Here is an 18,489-nt window from a genome sequence, read left to right as displayed (position 1 = left end):
GTTGCGCCTAGCGCGGCCGGCGCGCCGCGTGCTCGCGGGCCAGGACGGCGTAGCGGTCATCCGCTTCGCCGGGGGTGAAGGTTCCGTACTTGCGTTCGACGGCGGTCCGGATCAGGAAGTCGGCGATGGCCGGGTTCTTGGGCAGCAGGGAACCGTGCAGGTAGCTGGCCACAATATTGCGGTACCGGGCGCCCTCCTGGCCGTCGCTGCTGTTGTTGCCGGTGCCCTTCGGCACCGTCCCCAGCGGTTCGACGCCGGGGCCAAGGGTGGTCTGGCCGCTGTGGTTTTCGTAGCCCAGGACCTCGCCGAACTCCGCCGTGGTGACCTTGACGTTGCCGATCAGCCGCTCATCCGTGCCGTGGGTCTCCACGTCCAGAACTCCGATGCCGGGAATGACCGGCCCTGAGCGGGTCTTGAAGAAGCGGCCGAAGAGCTGGTAGAGCCCGCAGATGAGCAGCATGGGCGTGCCGTCCTCGGCCATCCCCTTGAGGAGGCCGGCGCGTGCCTGCAGGTCATCCTGGATCACAAGCTGGCCGCTGTCCTGGCCGCCGCCGCCAAGGATGATGTCCACGCCCTCCGGGAACTCGTCGCCCACGTTGTACTCGAGCAGCTCGGGCGTGTATCCGTGCCACTTCAGGCGCTGCTGCAGCACCAGGGCGTTGCCCCAGTCGCCGTAGATGTTCATCTCCCGCGGGTACAGCTGCAGGACCCGGATGGTTCCCTTTGACGCGGTAGTGCCGGCGGTCGATTCGGGGGTCAAGAGACCACCTCCACTGTGGTGATTTTGGACAGCTCACGGCGGATGGCGAGCATTGCGGTGTAGGTGCAGAAGACGCGCTTCGGCTTGCCTCTGCCCTTGCGGATGAAGTCGGCGAGGGCGGCCGGGATGTCGGTGTCCACCGCCCCGATCTGCACTTCGTCGTACTGCAGGCGCAGGGCCATGTCGTACGCCCGGGAGCCGCTGACCTGGTCCACGCCTTCCGCGCGCAGCGAGTCGAAATCGACGTCCCACAGCCAGGACATGTCGCGGCCATCAGCGTAATTGTCGTTGATGGCGATCATGGTGGCGTAGCCGCCGGAGGGGAACGACTTGAGGCCAAGACGGAATCCGCTCGGGTTCTTGACCAGGACCAGGTCCAGCGGGAGCCCGTCTACCGTGAGGCTTTCGCCGCGCCCGAATGCCGGGGCCACCTCGGACAGCGCCTTCAGCAGTGTGCCGTGGTCCGCCGTGGCGGCGCCGCCGCCGCAGATGCTGCGGGCCAGGGCCAGCGCGGCCGCGGCATTGAAGATGTTGTAGACGCCGCGGAGCTTCATCCCGGTGGTGACCGTGACGCCGTCGTACTCAAAGTCCGCGTCATCGGCACCCACCCGGCGGAGAACGACGTCGGCCTCGGGCCTGTGCGGTACCGCAGGTACGGGACTGCCCGGGCCGGCCCGGAGTTCATCGTCGCTGGGGAACGTGCCCAGCAGGGAGTCGTCCAGGCCGAAGTAGACAACCTCGGGACCCTGCAGCGTACCGGCGATCCGGGCCACCCGCGGGTCCTCGCGGTTCAGCACCACAGTCCCCGTTGTCTTGGAGGCGATGTGCTGGAGGAGCTGGGCTGTCTTGTCGATCTCACCGAAGCGGTCCAGCTGGTCGCGGAGCACGTTCAGCAGGAGGCTATAGCGCGGCGGGACCCGGTTGACGAAATGCACGGCGTGGGCCTCGTCCAGCTCCAGCACGGCGATGTCGGCGTCGAGCCGTCCGCGCCAGTCGACGTCGCCGATCAGGGCGGCCGCCACGCCCCGGGTGAAGTTGCTGCCCGTGCGGTTGGTGAACACCTTCAGGCCCTGGCTTTCCAGCAGCTCCACCACCATCTTGGTGGTGGTGGTCTTGCCGTTGGTGCCGCTGACCACGGCCACGCCGTGGGGAAGGGTGGACAGGGTCCGCTGCATGAAACCGGGATCGATTTTCTCGACCACCAGGCCGGGGAATGCAGAGCCTCCGCCCCTGAGCCGGGAGACCCGGCGAACGAATTTGCCGAGCGGAACGCTGAGGGAAAACATGCTCTGTAATATATCCCAGCAGCGGCATGCAATGTGGCGGTCGGCCTGTAGTGGGAACGGTGGTTTGTGCCCGGGACACTATGCTGTTTAGATGACCAATTCCCTTTCCAGCGCCCTTCCGCGCCCTGCCGGCGTGCCCGAAAAGCCCGGGTCCGGCCTGCGCATCGGCGTTCTGGCACTCCAGGGCGACTTCCGTGAGCACCTCCGGGCGGTCGAGACCGCCGGCGCCACCGGCGTCGGTGTCCGCCGCCCCGCCGAGCTCGAGGGACTCGACGGGCTCATCATTCCCGGCGGCGAGTCCACGGCCATCGACAAGCTGGCCCGCGCCTTCGACCTCGCCGAGCCGCTGCGGCAACGGATCGCCGACGGCCTGCCGGTATACGGCTCCTGCGCGGGCATGATCCTGCTGGCGCACGACATCGCCGACCCCGCCGCGGACCTCGCCGGCAACCCGCAGCAGACGTTCGGCGGCCTGGACATCACGGTGCGCCGCAACGCGTTCGGCCGGCAGCGTGAGTCCTTCGAGACCGACCTCGATTTCAAGGGCCTGGATTTCAGCGCCACCGAGCAGGGCGTGGCTCCGGTTCACGCGGTGTTCATCCGGGGGCCCTGGGTGGAGCGCGTGGGCCCCGGCGTCGAGGTCCTGGCACAGGTGGAGCCGGCCGACCAGGAGCATGCCTCCCACGCGGCCGATCTGCAGGGGACGGCTAGAATTGTTGCAGTGCGTTCAGGCCAGCTGCTGGCCACCTCCTTCCATCCGGAAGTGACTGGGGAGAAGCGCGTGCATGAACTTTTTATTCGCATGATCAGAGGAGAAGCGTAAAGCATGTCAGGCCACTCCAAATGGGCAACGACCAAGCACAAGAAGGCCATCATTGATAGCCGCCGGGCAAAGTCGTTCGCCAAGCTGATCAAGAACATCGAAGTCGCGGCCCGCATGGGCGGCCCGGACCTCGCGGGCAACCCCGGACTCGAACTGGCCGTCACCAAGGCCAAGAAGACTTCCGTCCCGAACGACAACATCGACCGCGCCATCAAGCGCGGCGCCGGCCTTACCGGCGAGGTCGTGGACTACACCGAGATCATGTACGAATGCCGCGGCCCGCAGGGCTCCGCGCTGCTGATCGAGTGCCTCACCGACAACAAGAACCGCGCGGCATCCGAGGTCCGTCTGGCCATTTCCCGCAACGGCGGCACCATCGCCGATCCCGGCTCGGTCAGCTACCTGTTTACCCGCAAGGGCGTGGTCACCCTGCCTAAGAACGACCTGACCGAGGACGACGTCCTCATGGCAGTGCTGGACGCGGGCGCCGAGGAAGTCAAGGACAACGGGGACAACTTCGAGATCCATTCGGACCCGAAGGACCTGCAGGCTGTCCGTGACGCGCTCAAGGAAGCGGGCATCGACTACGACACCGACGAGGCCGAGTTCGTGCCCTCCATGGAGGTGCCGCTGGACCTTGACGCTGCCAAGAAGTTCATGAAGCTCGTTGACGCCCTCGAGGACCTCGACGACGTCCAGAACGTCTACAGCAACGCTGACCTCAGCGACGAAGTTCAGGCTGCCCTGGAAGCCGAGTGATTTTCCGCGTGGCGGACCGGGGCGGTTGCTCGTGACGCTGCGCGTACTGGGCATCGACCCCGGGCTGACCCGCTGCGGCATCGGCGTAGTGGACGTCGAAAAGAACCGCCGGGCCACCATGGTGGCCGTTGGTGTGGTGGGGACGTCCCCCGAGGAAACGCTCGACCAGCGGCTGCTGGTGATCGCCTTGGCCATTGACGACTGGCTCGACCGCTACGAGCCACACGTGCTGGCGGTGGAACGTGTTTTCTCGCAGCTCAACGTCAGCACCGTCATGGGCGTGGCCCAGGCCTCCGGCGTCGTCATCGCCGCCGCGGCCCGGCGCGGCATCCCCGTGGCTTTGCACACGCCGTCGGAGGTCAAGGCGGCGGTGACCGGGAGCGGATCCTCGAACAAAGAGGCCGTGACCAAACTGGTCACCAAGATTCTCCGGCTCGACGCTCCGCCGCGTCCCGCGGACGCGGCCGACGCCCTGGCCCTCGCCATCACGCACGCATGGCGGGCGGGCAGCGGGGCCAGCGTAGCCACCACCGGCCCCGGCAGCCAGTCGCTGACGCCCGCCCAGCGAGCCTGGGCCGAGGCAGAGGCCAAGGCGCGCCGTGCACGCTGAATGTCGCCGGTGCTTGCTAGGGTATTCGTAGATATGTTCGGATAGTCGGTTCTTTGCCGGCGCAAGTTCAGGAGCCCCGGCCTTGATTAGTTTTCTCCGCGGAACCGTGGCGCACGTCGGACTGTCCACCGCCGTCATCGACCTCAACGGCGCCGGCATGAGCGTCTACGCGACGCCGCAGACGCTCAGCAAGCTGCGGACCGGCGAGGAGGGGAAGCTTTTCACCTCCCTGATCGTCCGGGAGGATTCCCTGACCCTGTTCGGCTTCGCGAGCGACGACGAACGGGAAGTTTTCGACGTTCTGCTCAGTGTCAGCGGGGTGGGCCCGCGGCTCGCCCTCGCGGTCCTCGCCGTGCACGATCCCGAGGCCATCCGCGTGGCGGCGCACACCGGGGACAGCAAGACGTTCACCAAGGTCCCGGGCATCGGCCCGAAGGTCGGCGGGCGCATCGTTCTTGAACTCGCCGGGAAACTGGTTCCGCACGGCACGGCTGCGCCCGCGGGAGCGCCGGCTGCGACATCGGAAGGCGTCTGGAAGCCGCAGGTCGTGGCCGCCATGACTAGCCTCGGGTGGTCCGAAAAGGACGCCACGGGAAGCATCGACAAGGCCCTCGCAGACGCGCCGGAACTTGCCGGCGAAGGCAACGTTGCCGAGATCCTGCGCACCACGCTGCGCTGGCTCGGCCAGGACGGAGCCCGGGCGGGCAACAGGGTAGGCAGCCGTGGCTGAGCCGTCCCTGGTCGCCGGGGGAGAAGAGCCGGAGGAGCGGGCCATCGAGGCGGCGCTCCGGCCCAAGAACCTCGATGACTTCGTGGGTCAGCACAGGGTCCGCAAACAGCTTTCCCTGGTGTTGCAAGCCTCCCGGATGCGTGGGCGCAGCGCCGACCATGTGCTCTTCTCCGGTCCTCCCGGCCTCGGCAAGACCACACTCGCCATGATTGTCGCCTCCGAAATGAACGCCCCGCTGCGCATCAGCAGCGGCCCGGCCATCCAGCACGCCGGCGACCTCGCCGCCATACTTTCCTCACTGTCAGAGGGCGAGGTCCTCTTCCTCGACGAAATCCACCGGATGTCCCGTCCGGCCGAGGAAATGCTGTACATGGCCATGGAAGACTTCCGGGTGGACATTGTGGTGGGCAAGGGGGCCGGTGCCACGGCCATTCCGCTGGAGTTGCCGCCCTTCACACTGGTGGGTGCCACCACGCGCGCCGGTCTTCTTCCGGGCCCGCTCCGGGACCGGTTCGGGTTCACTGGCCATCTGGAGTTCTATTCCGTGGAGGAGCTGGAGCTGGTGCTGCGCAGGTCTGCCGGCCTGCTCGACCTGAAGGTGAACTCGGCCGGATTCACTGAGATTGCCGGACGGTCGCGTGGCACGCCCCGTATCGCCAACCGGCTGCTGCGGCGGGTCCGGGACTGGGCGCTGGTCCACGGGATCGAACAGATTGACTCCCGTTCCGCGTCCGCCGCACTGGATATGTACGAAGTGGACAAGCGGGGGCTGGACCGGCTGGACCGGTCAGTGCTGGAAGCACTGATCACCAAATTCGGCGGCGGCCCGGTGGGCCTGTCAACCCTGGCCATCGCCGTGGGGGAGGAGCCGGAGACCGTGGAGACGGTCGCCGAGCCGTACCTGGTCCGGGAAGGGCTGCTCGGCAGGACGCCGAGGGGCCGCATCGCCATGGCTCCGGCCTGGACCCACCTTGGCCTGGCAGTACCGGCGGGAGTCTTCGGGCAGGAGACGCTGGACCTTTTCGAGTCCCGCCCGGGCGATGAAGAATCGTCATCTGAATGGGTTTCCAGCACCCAATAGCAGCGCCCTCCCAGCTTTTCCCTCTAGACTGGAAAGACGCTCGGCACGTCCGGGCTTTGTTTCCGTGTCCCGCTTCGGCGGGCCGCCCGCGCCGGTTTCCCGTGTCCGGGCGGGCAGCCCGGTGCAAAGCGGACGTCGCTGTCAACCAGCTACGCAAGTACAGAACGGAACTTCACTTGTTCGCACAAATCAGTGCCCAGGCCCAGCCGCAGGCCGGCGGCGGCATCGACATCATGACCATTCTGCTGTTCGTCATGCTCGGCGTTTTCATCTTCATGATGTTCCGCCGCAACAAGAAGACGCAGCAGCAGCAGGCCAAGCTGCAGTCAGAGTTCGCCCCCGGCATCGAGGTGATGACCAGCTTCGGACTGTTCGGCCGCATCGTGTCCATGGATGACGCAGAGAACAAGGTGGTCCTGGAACTGTCGCCCGGCAACCTGGCCACCGTCCACCGCCAGGCCGTGACCAAGATCGTGGAACCCGCCGCCGAAACGCACGCCGTTCCGGATGATGCGTCCGCCCTGACGGCCGAGGACTCGCTGACGCCCGAAGCCAAGGCCGGCACGGCCGACGAGACCCCGGACGAAACCCTCAAGCGCCTCAACGACGAGGGCAAGAAGGACATCTAGTCCGCCGCTTCCGCGCAGCACAGCTGTCTACGGCTGCGGAGCCGCCGGGTGCGCCAAGGCTCGCCCCGGCGGCCCTCCGCAATTAATAGAAAGATAAGCAATGGCACGAACTGGCCGCAATAAACCATCCCTTCGGGTGCTGGTCTGGCTTGGCGTAATCCTGGCTGCCATGACGGCCGTCCTGGCGGGCGGCACGATGTCCGGGGTTGCCAGCTGGAGCCCGAAGCTTGCCCTGGACCTCGAGGGCGGCACCCAGATGATCCTGGCACCCAAGGTTGAGGGTGGCTCGGACATCAACGAGGAGCAGCTCAACCAGGCGGTGGCCATCATCCGTCAGCGTGTGGACGGCTCCGGTGTTGCCGAGGCCGAGATCAGCACGCAGTCCGGCCGCAACGTGGTGGTGAGCCTGCCCGGCACTCCGTCCTCGCAGACCCGCGCGCTCATCCAGGCCTCAGCGGACATGAACTTCAGGCCCGTCCTTGTCACGGGCCCCGGGGCCGTGGTTCCGGCCGACCAGCGGACTCCCGCCGCGCAGCTGCCGAAGCCGACGGCCAAGCCCACGAACGCCAGCGATTCGAACTGGATCACCGCGGACATCCAGAAGCAGTTCGAGGCCCTCGACTGTGACAACCCGGCCCAGGACAAGCAGGAACGCTCAGATCCGGCCAAGCCGCTGGTCACCTGTGAGCCCGCCACGGACCAGTCACCTGCGATCAAGTACATCCTGGGTCCGGTCGAGGTCAAGGGTGTGGAGATCCAGGGCTCGACGTTCCAGCTCCAGCAGGGCGCCCAGGGCGCCGTCACCAACGAGTGGGCTGTGAACATCCAGTTCAATGCCGAGGGTACGGCCAAGTTCAAGACGGTCACCGAACGGCTCAACCAGTTCTACGTTGCTGCAGGCGGCGAGACCGGCAGCGATCCCAAGTCGCAGTTCGCCATCGTCCTGGATGACCAGGTCATTTCGGCCCCGCGGTCCCAGGCAGTGATCACCGACGGACGCCCGCAGATTACGGGCGGCTTCACGGAGCAGTCCGCCAAGGCGCTGTCCGACCAGCTGCGGTTCGGTGCCCTGCCCATCAGCTTCGACATCCAGAGCGAACAGCAGATCTCCGCCACCCTTGGCGGTGAGCAGCTCCGGATGGGCCTCCTCGCCGGCCTGATCGGTCTACTGCTGGTGGTCGTCTACTCGCTGTTCCAGTACCGTGCGCTGGGCTTCGTCACCATCGCGTCGCTGGTGGTGGCGGGCGCGCTCACGTACCTTGCCATTGCCATCCTGGGCTGGACCGAAAACTACCGGCTCTCCCTCGCCGGTGTGGCCGGCATCATCGTGTCGATCGGCCAGACCGCGGACTCGTTCATCGTCTACTTCGAACGTATCCGTGATGAGCTCCGCGAAGGCCGCGGCCTGGTGTCTGCAGTGGAGAACGGCTGGAAGCGGGCCAAGCGGACCGTCCTGGCATCGAAGGCGGTCAACCTCCTGGCCGCACTGGTGCTGTACTTCGTGGCCGTCGGCAACGTCCGGGGCTTTGCCTTCACGCTTGGCCTGACCGCCATCGCCGACCTCATCGTCGTGTTCATGTTCACGCACCCGACGCTGCAGCAGCTGGCCAGGACCCGGTTCTTTGGTGAAGGCCACAAGTTCTCCGGCCTTGACCCCGAGCGGCTCGGTGCGGTGCCGCTCTACCGCGGCGCCGGCAGGCTCCGCAGCCCCGAGGACAAGCCGTCAGTGGTGCGCGCCAAGAACACCGGCGCCGCGGCCGAGGCTGAGCGCCGGATGACCATCGCTGAACGCCGCCGCGCGGAGCAGCAGGAGCAGCTCGCCGGTTCCTCCAAGGGCCCGGCCAAGGAGGGCAAGTAATGTCCAGTTTCGCGAAATTCGGCAACGAGCTCTACACGGGCAAGCGTTCCTATGACTTCGTTGGGTCCAAGAAGATTTGGTTCATGGTGGCCGCCGTTGCGGTTGCGCTGTCGATCCTCATCCCGGTGGTCAAGGGCGGCTTCAACCTGGGCATCGAGTTCCGCGGCGGTTCCGAGTTCACGGTCTCCAACGTCAAGACCACCGACGCATCCGCAGGGGAGAAGGCCGTCCACGACGTCGTTCCCGGCAGCGTGCCGCGCGTGGCCAACGTTGCCGGAACCACCATGCGGATCCAGACGGACAAGCTCTCTGACGACGAGACCCTCAAGATCAAGGAGGGCCTCACCAAGGCCTACGGCGTGACGGACAACGAGGTGACCTCCACCTTCGTCGGCCCCACCTGGGGCGCTGACGTCACCAAGCAGGCCCTGATTGGCTTGGTGGTCTTCGTTGCCCTCGCGACGGTCCTGATGGCGCTCTATTTCCGGACCTGGAAGATGTCGCTCTCTGCGATCGCGGGCATGGTCGTCACGATGTTCATCACGGCCGGTGTGTACGCCCTCAGCGACTTCGAGGTCACGCCGTCGGCAATTATCGGGTTCCTTACGGTGCTCAGCTATTCGCTGTATGACACCGTGGTGGTGTTCGACAAGATCCGTGAAAACACGGCCGACATCGACTCCTCCACGCGCCGGACCTTCGGCGAGGAGGTCAACCTGGCCGTCAACCAGACACTGGTCCGCTCCATCAATACCATGATGGTTGCCATCCTTCCGGTCGGGGCGATCCTGTTTATCGGAGCCGGCCTGCTGGGCGCCGGAACCCTGCGCGACCTTTCACTGGCACTGTTCGTCGGTATCCTGATCGGCACCGCCGCGACGATCTTCATCGCCGCGCCGATGTACGCCTGGCTTCGCCAGGGCGAAGCGCCGCTGGTCAAGCAGGCCCAGCGTGTCAAGCAGCGCCGCGCGGACACCGCCGCCAAGGCTGCAGCCGCCGAGCCTGCAAAAGCCTAGGCACCCCGCACCTGCCCTTAGGCCGGATGCCGTCACCGTGACGGCATCCGGCCTTTGCGTTAAGCGCCTGTGCGCCTCCGGTAAAGCGCCTGTGTGCCTCCCGCCGGACCATCCGGGTACTTCGTTGCCTACCGGGCTGGACCGTTGCTGACGGACTCGGTTATCGGTCGGGCCCGGAGCGGGAATACACTGGGATAATTAAACGGGTCGTGAGGGGTACTTCATTGGAAGAGGGTTCGACGTCGGCGCCAACGGCTGCCGGAGGCAACGGTCCGGGCCAGGGACAGCAGACTGGTCTGGTGGCTGCCGGGCGCCCGGCGCCGGGCGTGCCGGTGGACAACTCCGGCGTCCGGCCCACTTTCCCGGGCCGGCGTGAGCGCACGAGGTCCCGCCTGGCACGGCTGACGGGCCGGAGCACGGCGACCTACTCACCCATCCTGGAACCGCTGCTGCGGACCGTCAGGGCGAACAACCCCAAGGAAGACTTCGACCTCATTCAGCGTGCGTTTGTGGTGGCGGAGCAAAGCCACCGCGGGCAGAAGCGCAAGAGCGGTGACCCTTACATCACCCATCCCGTTGCCGTCGCGACGATCCTTGCCGAGCTAGGACTCAGCGGAACCACGCTGGCGGCTGCGCTGCTCCACGACACCGTGGAAGACACGCCCTACACCCTTGAGGACCTCCGGGCCGACTTCGGCCCCGAAGTCGCCATGCTGGTTGACGGCGTCACCAAGCTGGACAAGGTCAGTTTCGGCGAGGCAGCCCAGTCCGAGACCGTCCGCAAGATGGTCGTGGCCATGGCCAAGGACATCCGCGTCCTGATGATCAAACTTGCGGACAGGCTGCACAACGCCCGCACCTGGCGGTTCGTCTCCGCCGAGTCCTCGGCGCGCAAAGCCCGGGAAACCCTGGAAATCTTTGCACCGCTGGCGCACCGGCTCGGCATGAACACGATCAAGTGGGAGCTCGAGGACCTGTCCTTCGCGGCGCTGTATCCCAAGGTGTACGAGGAAATCGTCCGCATGGTGGGAGACCGCACGCCGGAGCGCGAAAAGAGCCTCAGCGTGATCCGGAACCAGATCGCCGACGATCTGCGCACCGCCAGGATCAAGGCCACCATCACCGGCCGGCCCAAGCACTATTACTCGATTTACCAAAAGATGATCGTCCGGGACAAGGACTTCGACGACATCAACGACCTCATGGGTGTCCGGGTCCTGGTGGACTCGGTCCGCGACTGTTACGCCGCCCTGGGGACCCTGCATTCGCGCTGGAACCCGCTGCCTGGCCGGTTCAAGGACTACATCGCGATGCCGAAGTTCAACATGTACCAGTCCCTCCACACCACGGTGATCGGCCCGGGCGGCAAGCCGGTTGAAATCCAGATCCGGACGCACGAGATGCACCGCCGCGCCGAGTACGGCGTGGCCGCGCACTGGAAGTACAAGGACCAGCCGAACCGAACCGCCACGGGGCCCGGCAGCCCCCGGGACGGCGACATGGGCTGGCTCCGCTCCCTCGTCGACTGGCAGCAGGAGACCTCCGATCCCGGCGAATTCCTCGACTCCCTGCGGTTCGAGATCAACGCACGCGAAGTGTTCGTGTTCACCCCCAAGGGCGAGGTCATGGCGCTGCCCGCCGGGTCCACGCCGGTGGACTTCGCCTACGCCGTGCACACCGAGGTGGGCCACCGCACGATCGGAGCGCGCGTCAACGGCAAGCTCGTGCCGCTCAACAGCGAGCTGAACCACGGCGACTGGGTGGAGATCTTCACCTCGAAAGCCGAGGGCGCCGGCCCAAGCCAGGACTGGCAGCACTTCGTCAAGAGCGCCCGGGCACGCAACAAGATCCGGCAGTGGTTCAGCAAGGAACGCCGCGAAGAGGCCATTGACCGCGGCAAGGAGCTGCTGACCCGGGCCATGCGGAAGCAGAACCTGCCGCTGCAGCGCCTCATGACCCACGACGCCCTGGCTGCCGTGGCAGAGGAATTCAAGTACGTCGACATCTCGGGCCTCTACGCGGGCGTGGGCGACGGGCACACCTCGGCGCAGCACGTTATGGAGAAGCTCGTCGAGATGCTCGGCGGGAACGAAACACCGGATGACGACCTCACTGAAGTAAGCATCCCCACCCAGGTCAGCAAGGCCCGGTTCTCGGATTCCGGTGTGGTGGTCCGCGGCGTTGGCGACGTCTGGGTGAAACTGGCCCGCTGCTGCACCCCCGTGCCGCCGGACCCGATCCTTGGCTTCGTCACGCGCGGCTCGGGCGTATCGGTGCACCGCACGGACTGCACCAACGTCGCCGGCCTCAAGGACCAGCCTGACCGGATCGTGGACGTGGACTGGGCGCCAACGCAGTCAAGCGTCTTCCTGGTGGAAATCCAGGTGGAGGCGCTGGACCGCAAGTCGCTCCTCTCCGACGTGACGCGGATACTCTCGGAGAACCACGTAAACATCTTGGCGGCCAGTGTCCACACGTCCACGGACCGCGTGGCCATCTCAAAGTTTGCCTTCGAGATGGGCGACCCCAAGTACCTTAGCCACGTGCTCAGTGCTGTGCGGAGGATCGACGGGGTGTTCGACGTCTACCGGACCACGGGCAACCACCGGAGAAGCTAACAGCGACAGCTTCTCCAGGGCTGCGTTCTTGTACGGCAGCCGTGGCATCGCCTCGACCGCCAGCACCAGGAGCCGGAGCCTGACATCAAGTTCGGGCTTCTCCAGGAGCAGCCGCAGGGCAGGAACTGCCCTTTCGGCCTCCACATGCAAGGCGATGTCCAGTGCCGTCCTGAGCGGACTCGAGACCATCAGGCCGCCCAGGCTGACGACGTCGAACGGTCCGAGCCGGACCTCGTGGAGCGTGCAGCCGCGGGTAGAGCGAAGGCTCGAGATGCGGCGTTTGGCGTCCACCAGTAAGGCCAACCGGTCCGGCTCACGGGCGCACCCGTAAATCCAGGCCGCCGTCATCCGCCCCGCCACTACGCGCCGCCGCACCGGTGCCGGCACCCCGTGGGCCGCGGCACGTGCCCGCAGCTGCGGGGAGGCCGCAGTCCCGGGAACGGTGTAGCCGTGCTGATAGAGCTGCGTGAGCACGCCGTCGGACGCCATGGACTGGAGTTCCGGCCAGGTGAACGGCAGCCCCGGCGAATAGAGCTCCAGCAGTTGTGCGGGGGAGTCGGCGGGCGGGGAATCACCCTGTGTCCGCGAGAAAAGAGGGGGCTGGGAGAGCGGTGCCATTCCGTCATCCTGCCGGACGCGGCCTTAACGGGTAAGGCCCCGCCCCGGTTATGTGGATAACCGGGGCGGGGCCTGTAAGGCTGTTGCCTAGGAGAGCTCGCTCGCCGAACGCTGGATCTGGTCCAGCCAGGCCTGGCGCGCTTCCAGGGCTTCCCGGGCGGCCTTGATCTTGCGCTGGTCGCCCTTCTTCTCTGCCTCGGCCAGGTCATCCTTCAGGCCGGCGATGGCGGATTCGAGCTGGCTCAAGGCGCTGTTGGTGCGGGCCTTGGTCTCCGGGTTGGAGCGCTGCCACTTCTCGTCCTCGGCCTGGCGGACTGCATCCTCGATCCGGCGGAGGCCGGCTTCGATCCGGCCCATGTCCGCACGCGGGACCTTGCCTGCTTCTTCCCAGCGGTCGTGGATGGACTGCAGGGCCTTCTTGGCGGCGGCGATGTCCTTGACCGGAAGGATGCCGGATGCCTCCTGAAGGAGCGCCTCCTTGACCACCAGGTTTGCGGCGTATTCCTGGTCGATCTCGTCGTTGGCGGCCTGGCGGGAGCTGAAGAAGACGTCCTGTGCGGCGCGGAACCGGGCCCACAGTGCATCGTCATCCTTGCGGCTGGCGCGCGGTGATGCCTTCCACTCGTCCATCAGCCGGCGGTATTCTCCGGCGGCGAAGCCCCAGTCGGTGGACGTCGACAGGGCCTCGGCCTCGGCAATCAGCTTCTCCTTGGCGGACTTCGCCGCCGAGTTGTTGCTGTCCAGCTGGGAGAAGTAGGCGCGGCGGTGCCGGTCGAAGACGGTCCGGGCGGCGCGGAACCGCTTCCACAGGGCGTCCTCGTTGCTGCGGCCCAGCCGTACCCCGCTCTTCTGCGCGGTCTTCCAGCTTTCGAACAGCTCGTTCATGCGTGCGCTGGACGTCTTCCACTGAACCTGGGCCGGATCGGTTCCGGAGATGGCCTCCGCCTCCGCCACGATGGCTTCACGGGCGGCCAGTTCGGCGGCACGTACGGCGTCGTGCTGCGCCTTTTCGGCCTTCTCCAGCTCGGTGATCTGGGTGGACAGCGTGTCCAGCCGGCTCTCCGCGGATCGGATGTCGCCCACCATGTTCCGTTCGGCGAGCTGCTCCCGCAGGTGCGTCACGGTCTTCTGCATGTCAGTGGTGGGGGCCTTCGAGGCCACGCGCTGTTCCAGCAGGACAATCTGGGCGACGATGTCGTCATACTTCCGCGCGAAGTAGGCAAGTGCCTCGTCGTTGCTGACGTCCGGGTACTGACCTACCGGGTGCTCTTCGCCGTCGATGGTGAGGAAGACGTGGCCGTCGCCCTCAACACGTCCCCAGCGCGCGGCTTCGGCCAGCGAGGTGGACGGCGGTGCCTGCACCGGAGCCGCTGTGGCGGCCGGACCTGCCTTGGGCCGGGCGGCAAAGGCGGCGGGCGTCGGCGCGGGCCGCGGTGCCGGTGTCGGACGCGGTGACGGTGCGGGGCTGGCTGCCGGCTTTTCCTGCTCAACCTCCGGCTGGGGGCTGGCCACGGCGTCGGCCGGGGCAGCGTCCTCCGCCGGGGCGGCGTCCTCCTGCACTGCCTCTGGCTCCGGGCTTTCCTGCGTGGCTTCTGGCTGCGCCGCATCCTCGGGCTCGGCCACCTGCTCCGGCCGTACCGCCTCCTCGGGCTGCGCCGCCTGCACGGGCTCGGCCGCTTCCACGGACTGTGCTCCATCCACGGTCTCGGGGGAAGCCTGGACCTCGGTCACTTCGGCTGCTGTTTCGTCGGATTTCTGACTGTCTGTCACCGCTAAAAGTCTTTCGCTTGGAGGAAGATACTCATTCATAGGTCGCCCGTGGCCGCTGGTGCCACAAGGTTCCTACTTCAGAGAAAATGAGTCTATCGTGACTGGTTCCGCAGGTGCGCCGTCCGTGTCGTTTTCGCCCGTCTTAAGACCTGCGGCCGCAATCTTGGTGACGGTGTCCAGGCCGGAGGTCACCTTGCCCACGATGGTGTAGCCGCCGGCGGAGTCGGCCGGAATGGCCGTGTCCTTGTAGACGATGAAGAACTGCGTGCCGTTGCCGTAGGCGTTATTGCCTGTACGGGCCACCGCAATGGTGCCGGCGGGATATTTGTTGTCTGCCGGCGTGTTCTCCAGCGGCCCCCAGGTGTAGTTGGGGTCGCCCTGGCCATCGCCGCTCTTGGAGCCGCACTGCAGGACGCCGAAGTTCTCGCCGGTGGTGAGGCGGTGGCAGCTGACGCCCTTGTAGTAGCCCTGGTCGGCCAGGGACTTGAACACCGCGGCCGCCTGTGGGGCCTTGGTGCCGTCCAGCTGCACGCCCAGCGTGCCCCTGTTCAGCTTCAGTTCGCCAGTAAACGTCTTGCCGGCCGCCGTCGCGGGCTTGGGGATGTTCGCAGCATTCGTCTTGGACGCTGACGGAGTGGCGTCGGGGGATGCCGGTGCGGACGGCGTCGCCAGGTCCGCCTCTGCGGCGGCGACTTCCGCCTCGGTCGGGTTCCCGGCAAACACCGTCAGTTGAAGCACGACGGCGAGTATCACCGCTGCGGCCCCCGCACCTCCCGCTACCAGGTTGTCCCGCTTGCGGCGCTTCTCCTGGTCACGGCGAAGCTCGCGTTTGGCCTCCATCTGCTGGATGCGCCTTTTGGCTTCGCGTGTTTCGCGTGGACTGGCCGCCACGGGGTCCTCCTCATTGATCGTCACCGCCGGACCGGGCTAGCCCCTGAAGGCATCCCCGGCTGCAGATTGCGCTGCGGCAGCCCGCCAGCGCCCGGCCTCCGCATTAGAGATGCAGGCGCCGAAAGCATAAACTGACTGCCGCACACAAGTTTATGCAGAACAGGCTGGACTCCCGCCGCTGCCGCCGCCGTTTGGTTCACATGTCGACGCGGAACAAGGCGCAGCGGCCCCGGCCTTCGTTTACCTGAGGAGAAACTCCACCATGGCACGCACCGCCTCCCTGTCCGGATTCCCCGAGTGGCTTCCCGAGGAGCGGTTGGTGGAGCAGCATGTCCTGGACTCGCTGCGCCGCACCTTCGAACTGCACGGCTTCTCTTCCATTGAGACCCGCGCCGTGGAAACCGTGGGCCAGCTGCTCCGCAAGGGCGAGATCGACAAAGAGGTGTACGGGCTGAGCCGGCTCCAGGACGACGAGGGGGAGGAAGCCGGGAAGGGCAAGCACGATCCGCACGCCCTTGCCCTGCACTTTGACCTCACGGTGCCGTTCGCCCGGTACGTGGTGGAAAATGCCGGCTACCTGGCCTTCCCGTTCCGCCGTTACCAGATCCAGAAGGTCTGGCGCGGGGAACGCCCGCAGGAAGGCCGCGCCCGCGAGTTCACCCAGGCTGACATTGACGTGGTGGGCGACGGCGAGCTGCCCTTCCGCTACGACGTCGAGATCGCCCTGGTCATCGCGGAGGCGCTGGGCGCGCTTCCGATTCCGGAGTTCCGGCTGCGCATCAACAACAGGAAGCTCGCCGAGGGCTTTTACCGCGGCATCGGCCTGACCGACACCGCCGGGGTGCTGCGCAGCATCGACAAGCTCGAGAAGATCGGCCCGGAGAAGGTGGCCGGGCTGCTCAAGTCCGAGCTGGGCGCTACCGACGAGCAGGCCCAGGCGGCGCTGAAGCTTGCCGGCATCAAGACCGAGGACACGTCCTTCGTGGCGCAGGTCCGTTCGCTGGGGGTCAGCAACGACCTCCTTGAGGAGGGCCTGAACGAACTCGAACAGGTGATCGAGGCTGCCGTGAAGCGGGTTCCGGGCAAGGTTGTCGCGGACCTGAGCATCGCGCGCGGACTGGACTACTACACGGGAACCGTCGTGGAGACCGTCCTGGTGGGCCACGAACAGCTCGGGTCGATCTGCTCCGGCGGCCGCTACGACGCCCTGGCGAGCAAGGGAAACCGGAAGTTCCCCGGCGTCGGGCTGTCCATTGGCGTGACCCGGCTCGTCTCGCGCATCCTCAGCCAGGACCTGGCCAAGGCCTCCCGTTCCGTGCCCACGGCAGTGTTCGTGGCGCTCACCTCGGACGAGAGCTGGGGCGAAGCACAGGACGTGGCCACGGAGCTGCGCAGCCGCGGCATCCCCGCCGAAGTGGCCGCCAAGGCCGAGAAGTTCGGCAAGCAGATCAAGTTCGCGGACCGGCGCGGCATTCCCTTCGTCTGGTTCACGGACGAGGACGGCAAGCACCAGGTGAAGGACATCCGCTCCGGCGAGCAGGTCGACGCCGATCCCGCGACGTGGACGCCGTCGAATGACGACATCCGCGTCCAGGTTACGGCCGCGCCGGCAAGCTGATCACCGCCGCGCCGGCTTTCCTGAGCCAGCGTTTCCTGGGCCGGCCCCGGATCAGCGCAGCCGTTCCTTCCAGAACGGTCTCTTCCGGAACGCAAGGACGGTCGCGCGCCCGGCGAGTCCGGCGGCCATGACGGCCCCCATGCCGACTACCGAGGCAGCCGGCAGGGTGAACGCGAGGACCATGCACCCGGCAACCCCGGCGGCGTTGAGCCATTTCGGCGCGTGCCGGGGCCGGTCCCGGAGCGTGAAGGCGGCGGCGTTTGTCACGGCGTAATACAGCAGGACGCCAAAGCTGGAAAAGCCGACCACCGTCAGCACATCGGTGGTCAGCAACAGCAGGACGACGACGGCGGCCACGGCCAGTTCGGCGGTCACCGGCACCGGATGGCGCCCGCCCAGCCGGGCCAGGGGACCGGGGAGGTCGCGTTCGCGGGCCATGGCCATGGCCGTGCGTCCCACCCCGGTGATGAGGGCCAGCAGTGCACCGAGTGAGGCTGCGGCGGCCCCTGCCTGGACCACGGGTGCCCCGGCGGCCAGGCTGGACTGTTCGACGGCGTCGAGGAGCGGCGCCGTGGAGGCGGCAAGCATATTTACCGGAAGATGAGCCAGGAGCAGCGCCCCCAGCATCAGGTAGATGACCAGGGCGCCGGCCAGGGCTCCGAGGACTGCGCGCGGAATGACCCGCGCCGGGTCCTTCACCTCCTCGCCGAGCGTGGCGATGCGGGCGTACCCGGCAAAGGCGAAGAACACCAGGCCTGCGGCGGGCAGGATGCCCCAGCCGCCGCCCACCTGTCCGGAGGCCGCGCCGGAAGCTGTCCCGCCGTCGGTAACATGCGGCCCCACAATGCTCGCCGCAGCCACAAACGCCAGAGTGGCCAGGACCACGGCCAGCAGGATGCGGGTCAGGAAAGCGGTCCGGGTGATGCCCAGCAGGTTCACTCCGGTCAGTGCGGCGACGGCTGCGATGGCCACGGGCGTGGCGTATCCGGGCGCAACGTACTGGCCGAAGGTCAGGGCCATGGCCGCACACGAGGCCGACTTGCCGGTGACGAAACCCCAGCCTGCTAGGAAACCGGGCCATTCGCCAAGTTGCTTCCTGCCGTAGACGTAGGTGCCGCCGCTTTCCGGATACTTTGCTGCGAGCTGGGCTGAGGCGACGGCGTTGCAGTACGCCACGGCGCCGGCCAGCGCTATGGCCACGAGCAGCAGCTCTCCGGCCAGCCGGGCCGCCGGCGCGAAAACGACAAAAACGCCGGCGCCGAGCATGGATCCGAGGCCGATCGCTGTTGCGTCGGCCACACCCAGCCTTCGTTGCAGCTGCTGGTGCTTGGTCATGGCGGGGCGGGAACCTTTCAAACGGGTAAACTCGGACGGGATCGTTTCCGCAACGATCGTCTTTAAACTTCATTCTGTCTTCCTTCT

The 18,489-nt window shown here is 66.8% G+C and carries 16 protein-coding genes; 10 read left to right on the top strand and 6 right to left on the bottom strand.

Annotation, left to right across the window (positions count from 1 at the left end):
- Positions 1-7: 7 nt before the first annotated feature.
- Entirely contained in the window at positions 8-760 is a 753-nt protein-coding gene (locus tag ACHMXB_RS07590; RefSeq protein WP_395404149.1) for a type 1 glutamine amidotransferase, read from the bottom strand.
- Positions 757-2,046, bottom strand: coding sequence for a MurT ligase domain-containing protein (locus tag ACHMXB_RS07585; RefSeq protein WP_395404147.1), 1,290 nt, complete (start codon positions 2,044-2,046; stop codon positions 757-759). Before ACHMXB_RS07585 ends, ACHMXB_RS07590 begins: the two co-directional genes overlap by 4 nt.
- 91 nt (positions 2,047-2,137) lie before the next feature.
- Between ACHMXB_RS07585 and pdxT the strand changes: the two genes are divergently transcribed.
- The 9 genes from pdxT (at position 2,138) to ACHMXB_RS07540 (ending at position 12,170) form a co-directional block, all read left to right on the top strand.
- The gene (gene pdxT / locus ACHMXB_RS07580; RefSeq protein ID WP_395404145.1) at positions 2,138-2,869 is read left to right on the top strand and encodes a pyridoxal 5'-phosphate synthase glutaminase subunit PdxT; all 732 of its coding nucleotides are present in this window, start codon (positions 2,138-2,140) and stop codon (positions 2,867-2,869) included.
- A 3-nt stretch (positions 2,870-2,872) separates the two neighbouring features.
- Positions 2,873-3,628 (top strand): YebC/PmpR family DNA-binding transcriptional regulator, encoded by a 756-nt coding sequence (locus tag ACHMXB_RS07575; protein ID WP_190602648.1) that lies wholly within the window; start codon positions 2,873-2,875, stop codon positions 3,626-3,628.
- A 31-nt stretch (positions 3,629-3,659) separates the two neighbouring features.
- Positions 3,660-4,238 (top strand): crossover junction endodeoxyribonuclease RuvC, encoded by a 579-nt coding sequence (gene ruvC, locus ACHMXB_RS07570; RefSeq protein WP_003800677.1) that lies wholly within the window; start codon positions 3,660-3,662, stop codon positions 4,236-4,238.
- 82 nt (positions 4,239-4,320) lie between these two features.
- Positions 4,321-4,968, top strand: coding sequence for a Holliday junction branch migration protein RuvA (gene ruvA / locus ACHMXB_RS07565; protein WP_395404142.1), 648 nt, complete (start codon positions 4,321-4,323; stop codon positions 4,966-4,968).
- Entirely contained in the window at positions 4,961-6,049 is a 1,089-nt protein-coding gene (gene ruvB / locus ACHMXB_RS07560; protein WP_395404140.1) for a Holliday junction branch migration DNA helicase RuvB, read from the top strand. The genes ruvA and ruvB overlap by 8 nt, the downstream gene beginning before the upstream one ends.
- 233 nt (positions 6,050-6,282) lie before the next feature.
- Positions 6,283-6,678, top strand: coding sequence for a preprotein translocase subunit YajC (gene yajC, locus ACHMXB_RS07555; protein ID WP_395405179.1), 396 nt, complete (start codon positions 6,283-6,285; stop codon positions 6,676-6,678).
- A 100-nt stretch (positions 6,679-6,778) separates the two neighbouring features.
- Positions 6,779-8,536 (top strand): protein translocase subunit SecD, encoded by a 1,758-nt coding sequence (gene secD / locus ACHMXB_RS07550; RefSeq protein WP_395404138.1) that lies wholly within the window; start codon positions 6,779-6,781, stop codon positions 8,534-8,536.
- Positions 8,536-9,552, top strand: coding sequence for a protein translocase subunit SecF (secF, locus tag ACHMXB_RS07545; RefSeq protein WP_395404136.1), 1,017 nt, complete (start codon positions 8,536-8,538; stop codon positions 9,550-9,552). Before secD ends, secF begins: the two co-directional genes overlap by 1 nt.
- Positions 9,553-9,776: 224 nt before the next feature.
- Entirely contained in the window at positions 9,777-12,170 is a 2,394-nt protein-coding gene (locus ACHMXB_RS07540; protein WP_395405177.1) for a RelA/SpoT family protein, read from the top strand.
- Here the strand turns inward: ACHMXB_RS07540 and ACHMXB_RS07535 are convergent.
- The 3 genes from ACHMXB_RS07535 to ACHMXB_RS07525 form a co-directional block, all read right to left on the bottom strand.
- A complete protein-coding gene (locus tag ACHMXB_RS07535; protein ID WP_395404134.1) occupies positions 12,051-12,788 on the bottom strand; it encodes a hypothetical protein in 738 nt (245 codons plus the stop codon). The genes ACHMXB_RS07540 and ACHMXB_RS07535 overlap by 120 nt on opposite strands.
- 87 nt (positions 12,789-12,875) lie before the next feature.
- Entirely contained in the window at positions 12,876-14,558 is a 1,683-nt protein-coding gene (locus tag ACHMXB_RS07530; RefSeq protein ID WP_395404132.1) for a DUF349 domain-containing protein, read from the bottom strand.
- Positions 14,559-14,630: 72 nt separating this feature from the next.
- Entirely contained in the window at positions 14,631-15,449 is an 819-nt protein-coding gene (locus ACHMXB_RS07525) for a peptidylprolyl isomerase (RefSeq protein WP_395404130.1), read from the bottom strand.
- A 262-nt stretch (positions 15,450-15,711) separates the two neighbouring features.
- On the opposite strand from ACHMXB_RS07525, the gene hisS reads away from it, so the two are divergent.
- Complete coding sequence (gene hisS / locus ACHMXB_RS07520; protein ID WP_395404128.1) at positions 15,712-17,067, top strand: histidine--tRNA ligase; 1,356 nt, start codon at positions 15,712-15,714, stop codon at positions 17,065-17,067.
- 51 nt (positions 17,068-17,118) lie between these two features.
- Here hisS and ACHMXB_RS07515 read toward each other — a convergent pair whose 3' ends face one another.
- Positions 17,119-18,402: an APC family permease gene (locus ACHMXB_RS07515; RefSeq protein WP_395404126.1), complete on the bottom strand. Its 1,284-nt coding sequence runs from the start codon at positions 18,400-18,402 to the stop codon at positions 17,119-17,121.
- Positions 18,403-18,489 lie beyond the last annotated feature (87 nt).

This window comes from Arthrobacter sp. UC242_113, from assembly GCF_044054585.1.
In the GTDB taxonomy this organism is placed as follows: Bacteria; Actinomycetota; Actinomycetes; order Actinomycetales; family Micrococcaceae; genus Arthrobacter.
The sequence above is the reverse complement of the archived record's forward strand: the minus strand, read 5'-3'. Positions and strand labels throughout refer to the sequence as shown.

What these genes read in the sequence shown, in the direction of transcription:
- ACHMXB_RS07585 (WP_395404147.1), bottom strand. Translation starts at nt 2,046, where the DNA reads ATGTTTTCCCTCAGCGTTCCGCTCGGCAAATTCGTTCGCCGGGTCTCC.
- pdxT (WP_395404145.1), top strand. Translation starts at nt 2,138, where the DNA reads ATGACCAATTCCCTTTCCAGCGCCCTTCCGCGCCCTGCCGGCGTGCCC.
- ACHMXB_RS07575 (WP_190602648.1), top strand. Translation starts at nt 2,873, where the DNA reads ATGTCAGGCCACTCCAAATGGGCAACGACCAAGCACAAGAAGGCCATC.
- yajC (WP_395405179.1), top strand. Translation starts at nt 6,283, where the DNA reads ATGACCATTCTGCTGTTCGTCATGCTCGGCGTTTTCATCTTCATGATG.
- secD (WP_395404138.1), top strand. Translation starts at nt 6,779, where the DNA reads ATGGCACGAACTGGCCGCAATAAACCATCCCTTCGGGTGCTGGTCTGG.
- secF (WP_395404136.1), top strand. Translation starts at nt 8,536, where the DNA reads ATGTCCAGTTTCGCGAAATTCGGCAACGAGCTCTACACGGGCAAGCGT.
- ACHMXB_RS07535 (WP_395404134.1), bottom strand. Translation starts at nt 12,788, where the DNA reads ATGGCACCGCTCTCCCAGCCCCCTCTTTTCTCGCGGACACAGGGTGAT.
- hisS (WP_395404128.1), top strand. Translation starts at nt 15,712, where the DNA reads ATGGCACGCACCGCCTCCCTGTCCGGATTCCCCGAGTGGCTTCCCGAG.
- ACHMXB_RS07515 (WP_395404126.1), bottom strand. Translation starts at nt 18,402, where the DNA reads ATGACCAAGCACCAGCAGCTGCAACGAAGGCTGGGTGTGGCCGACGCA.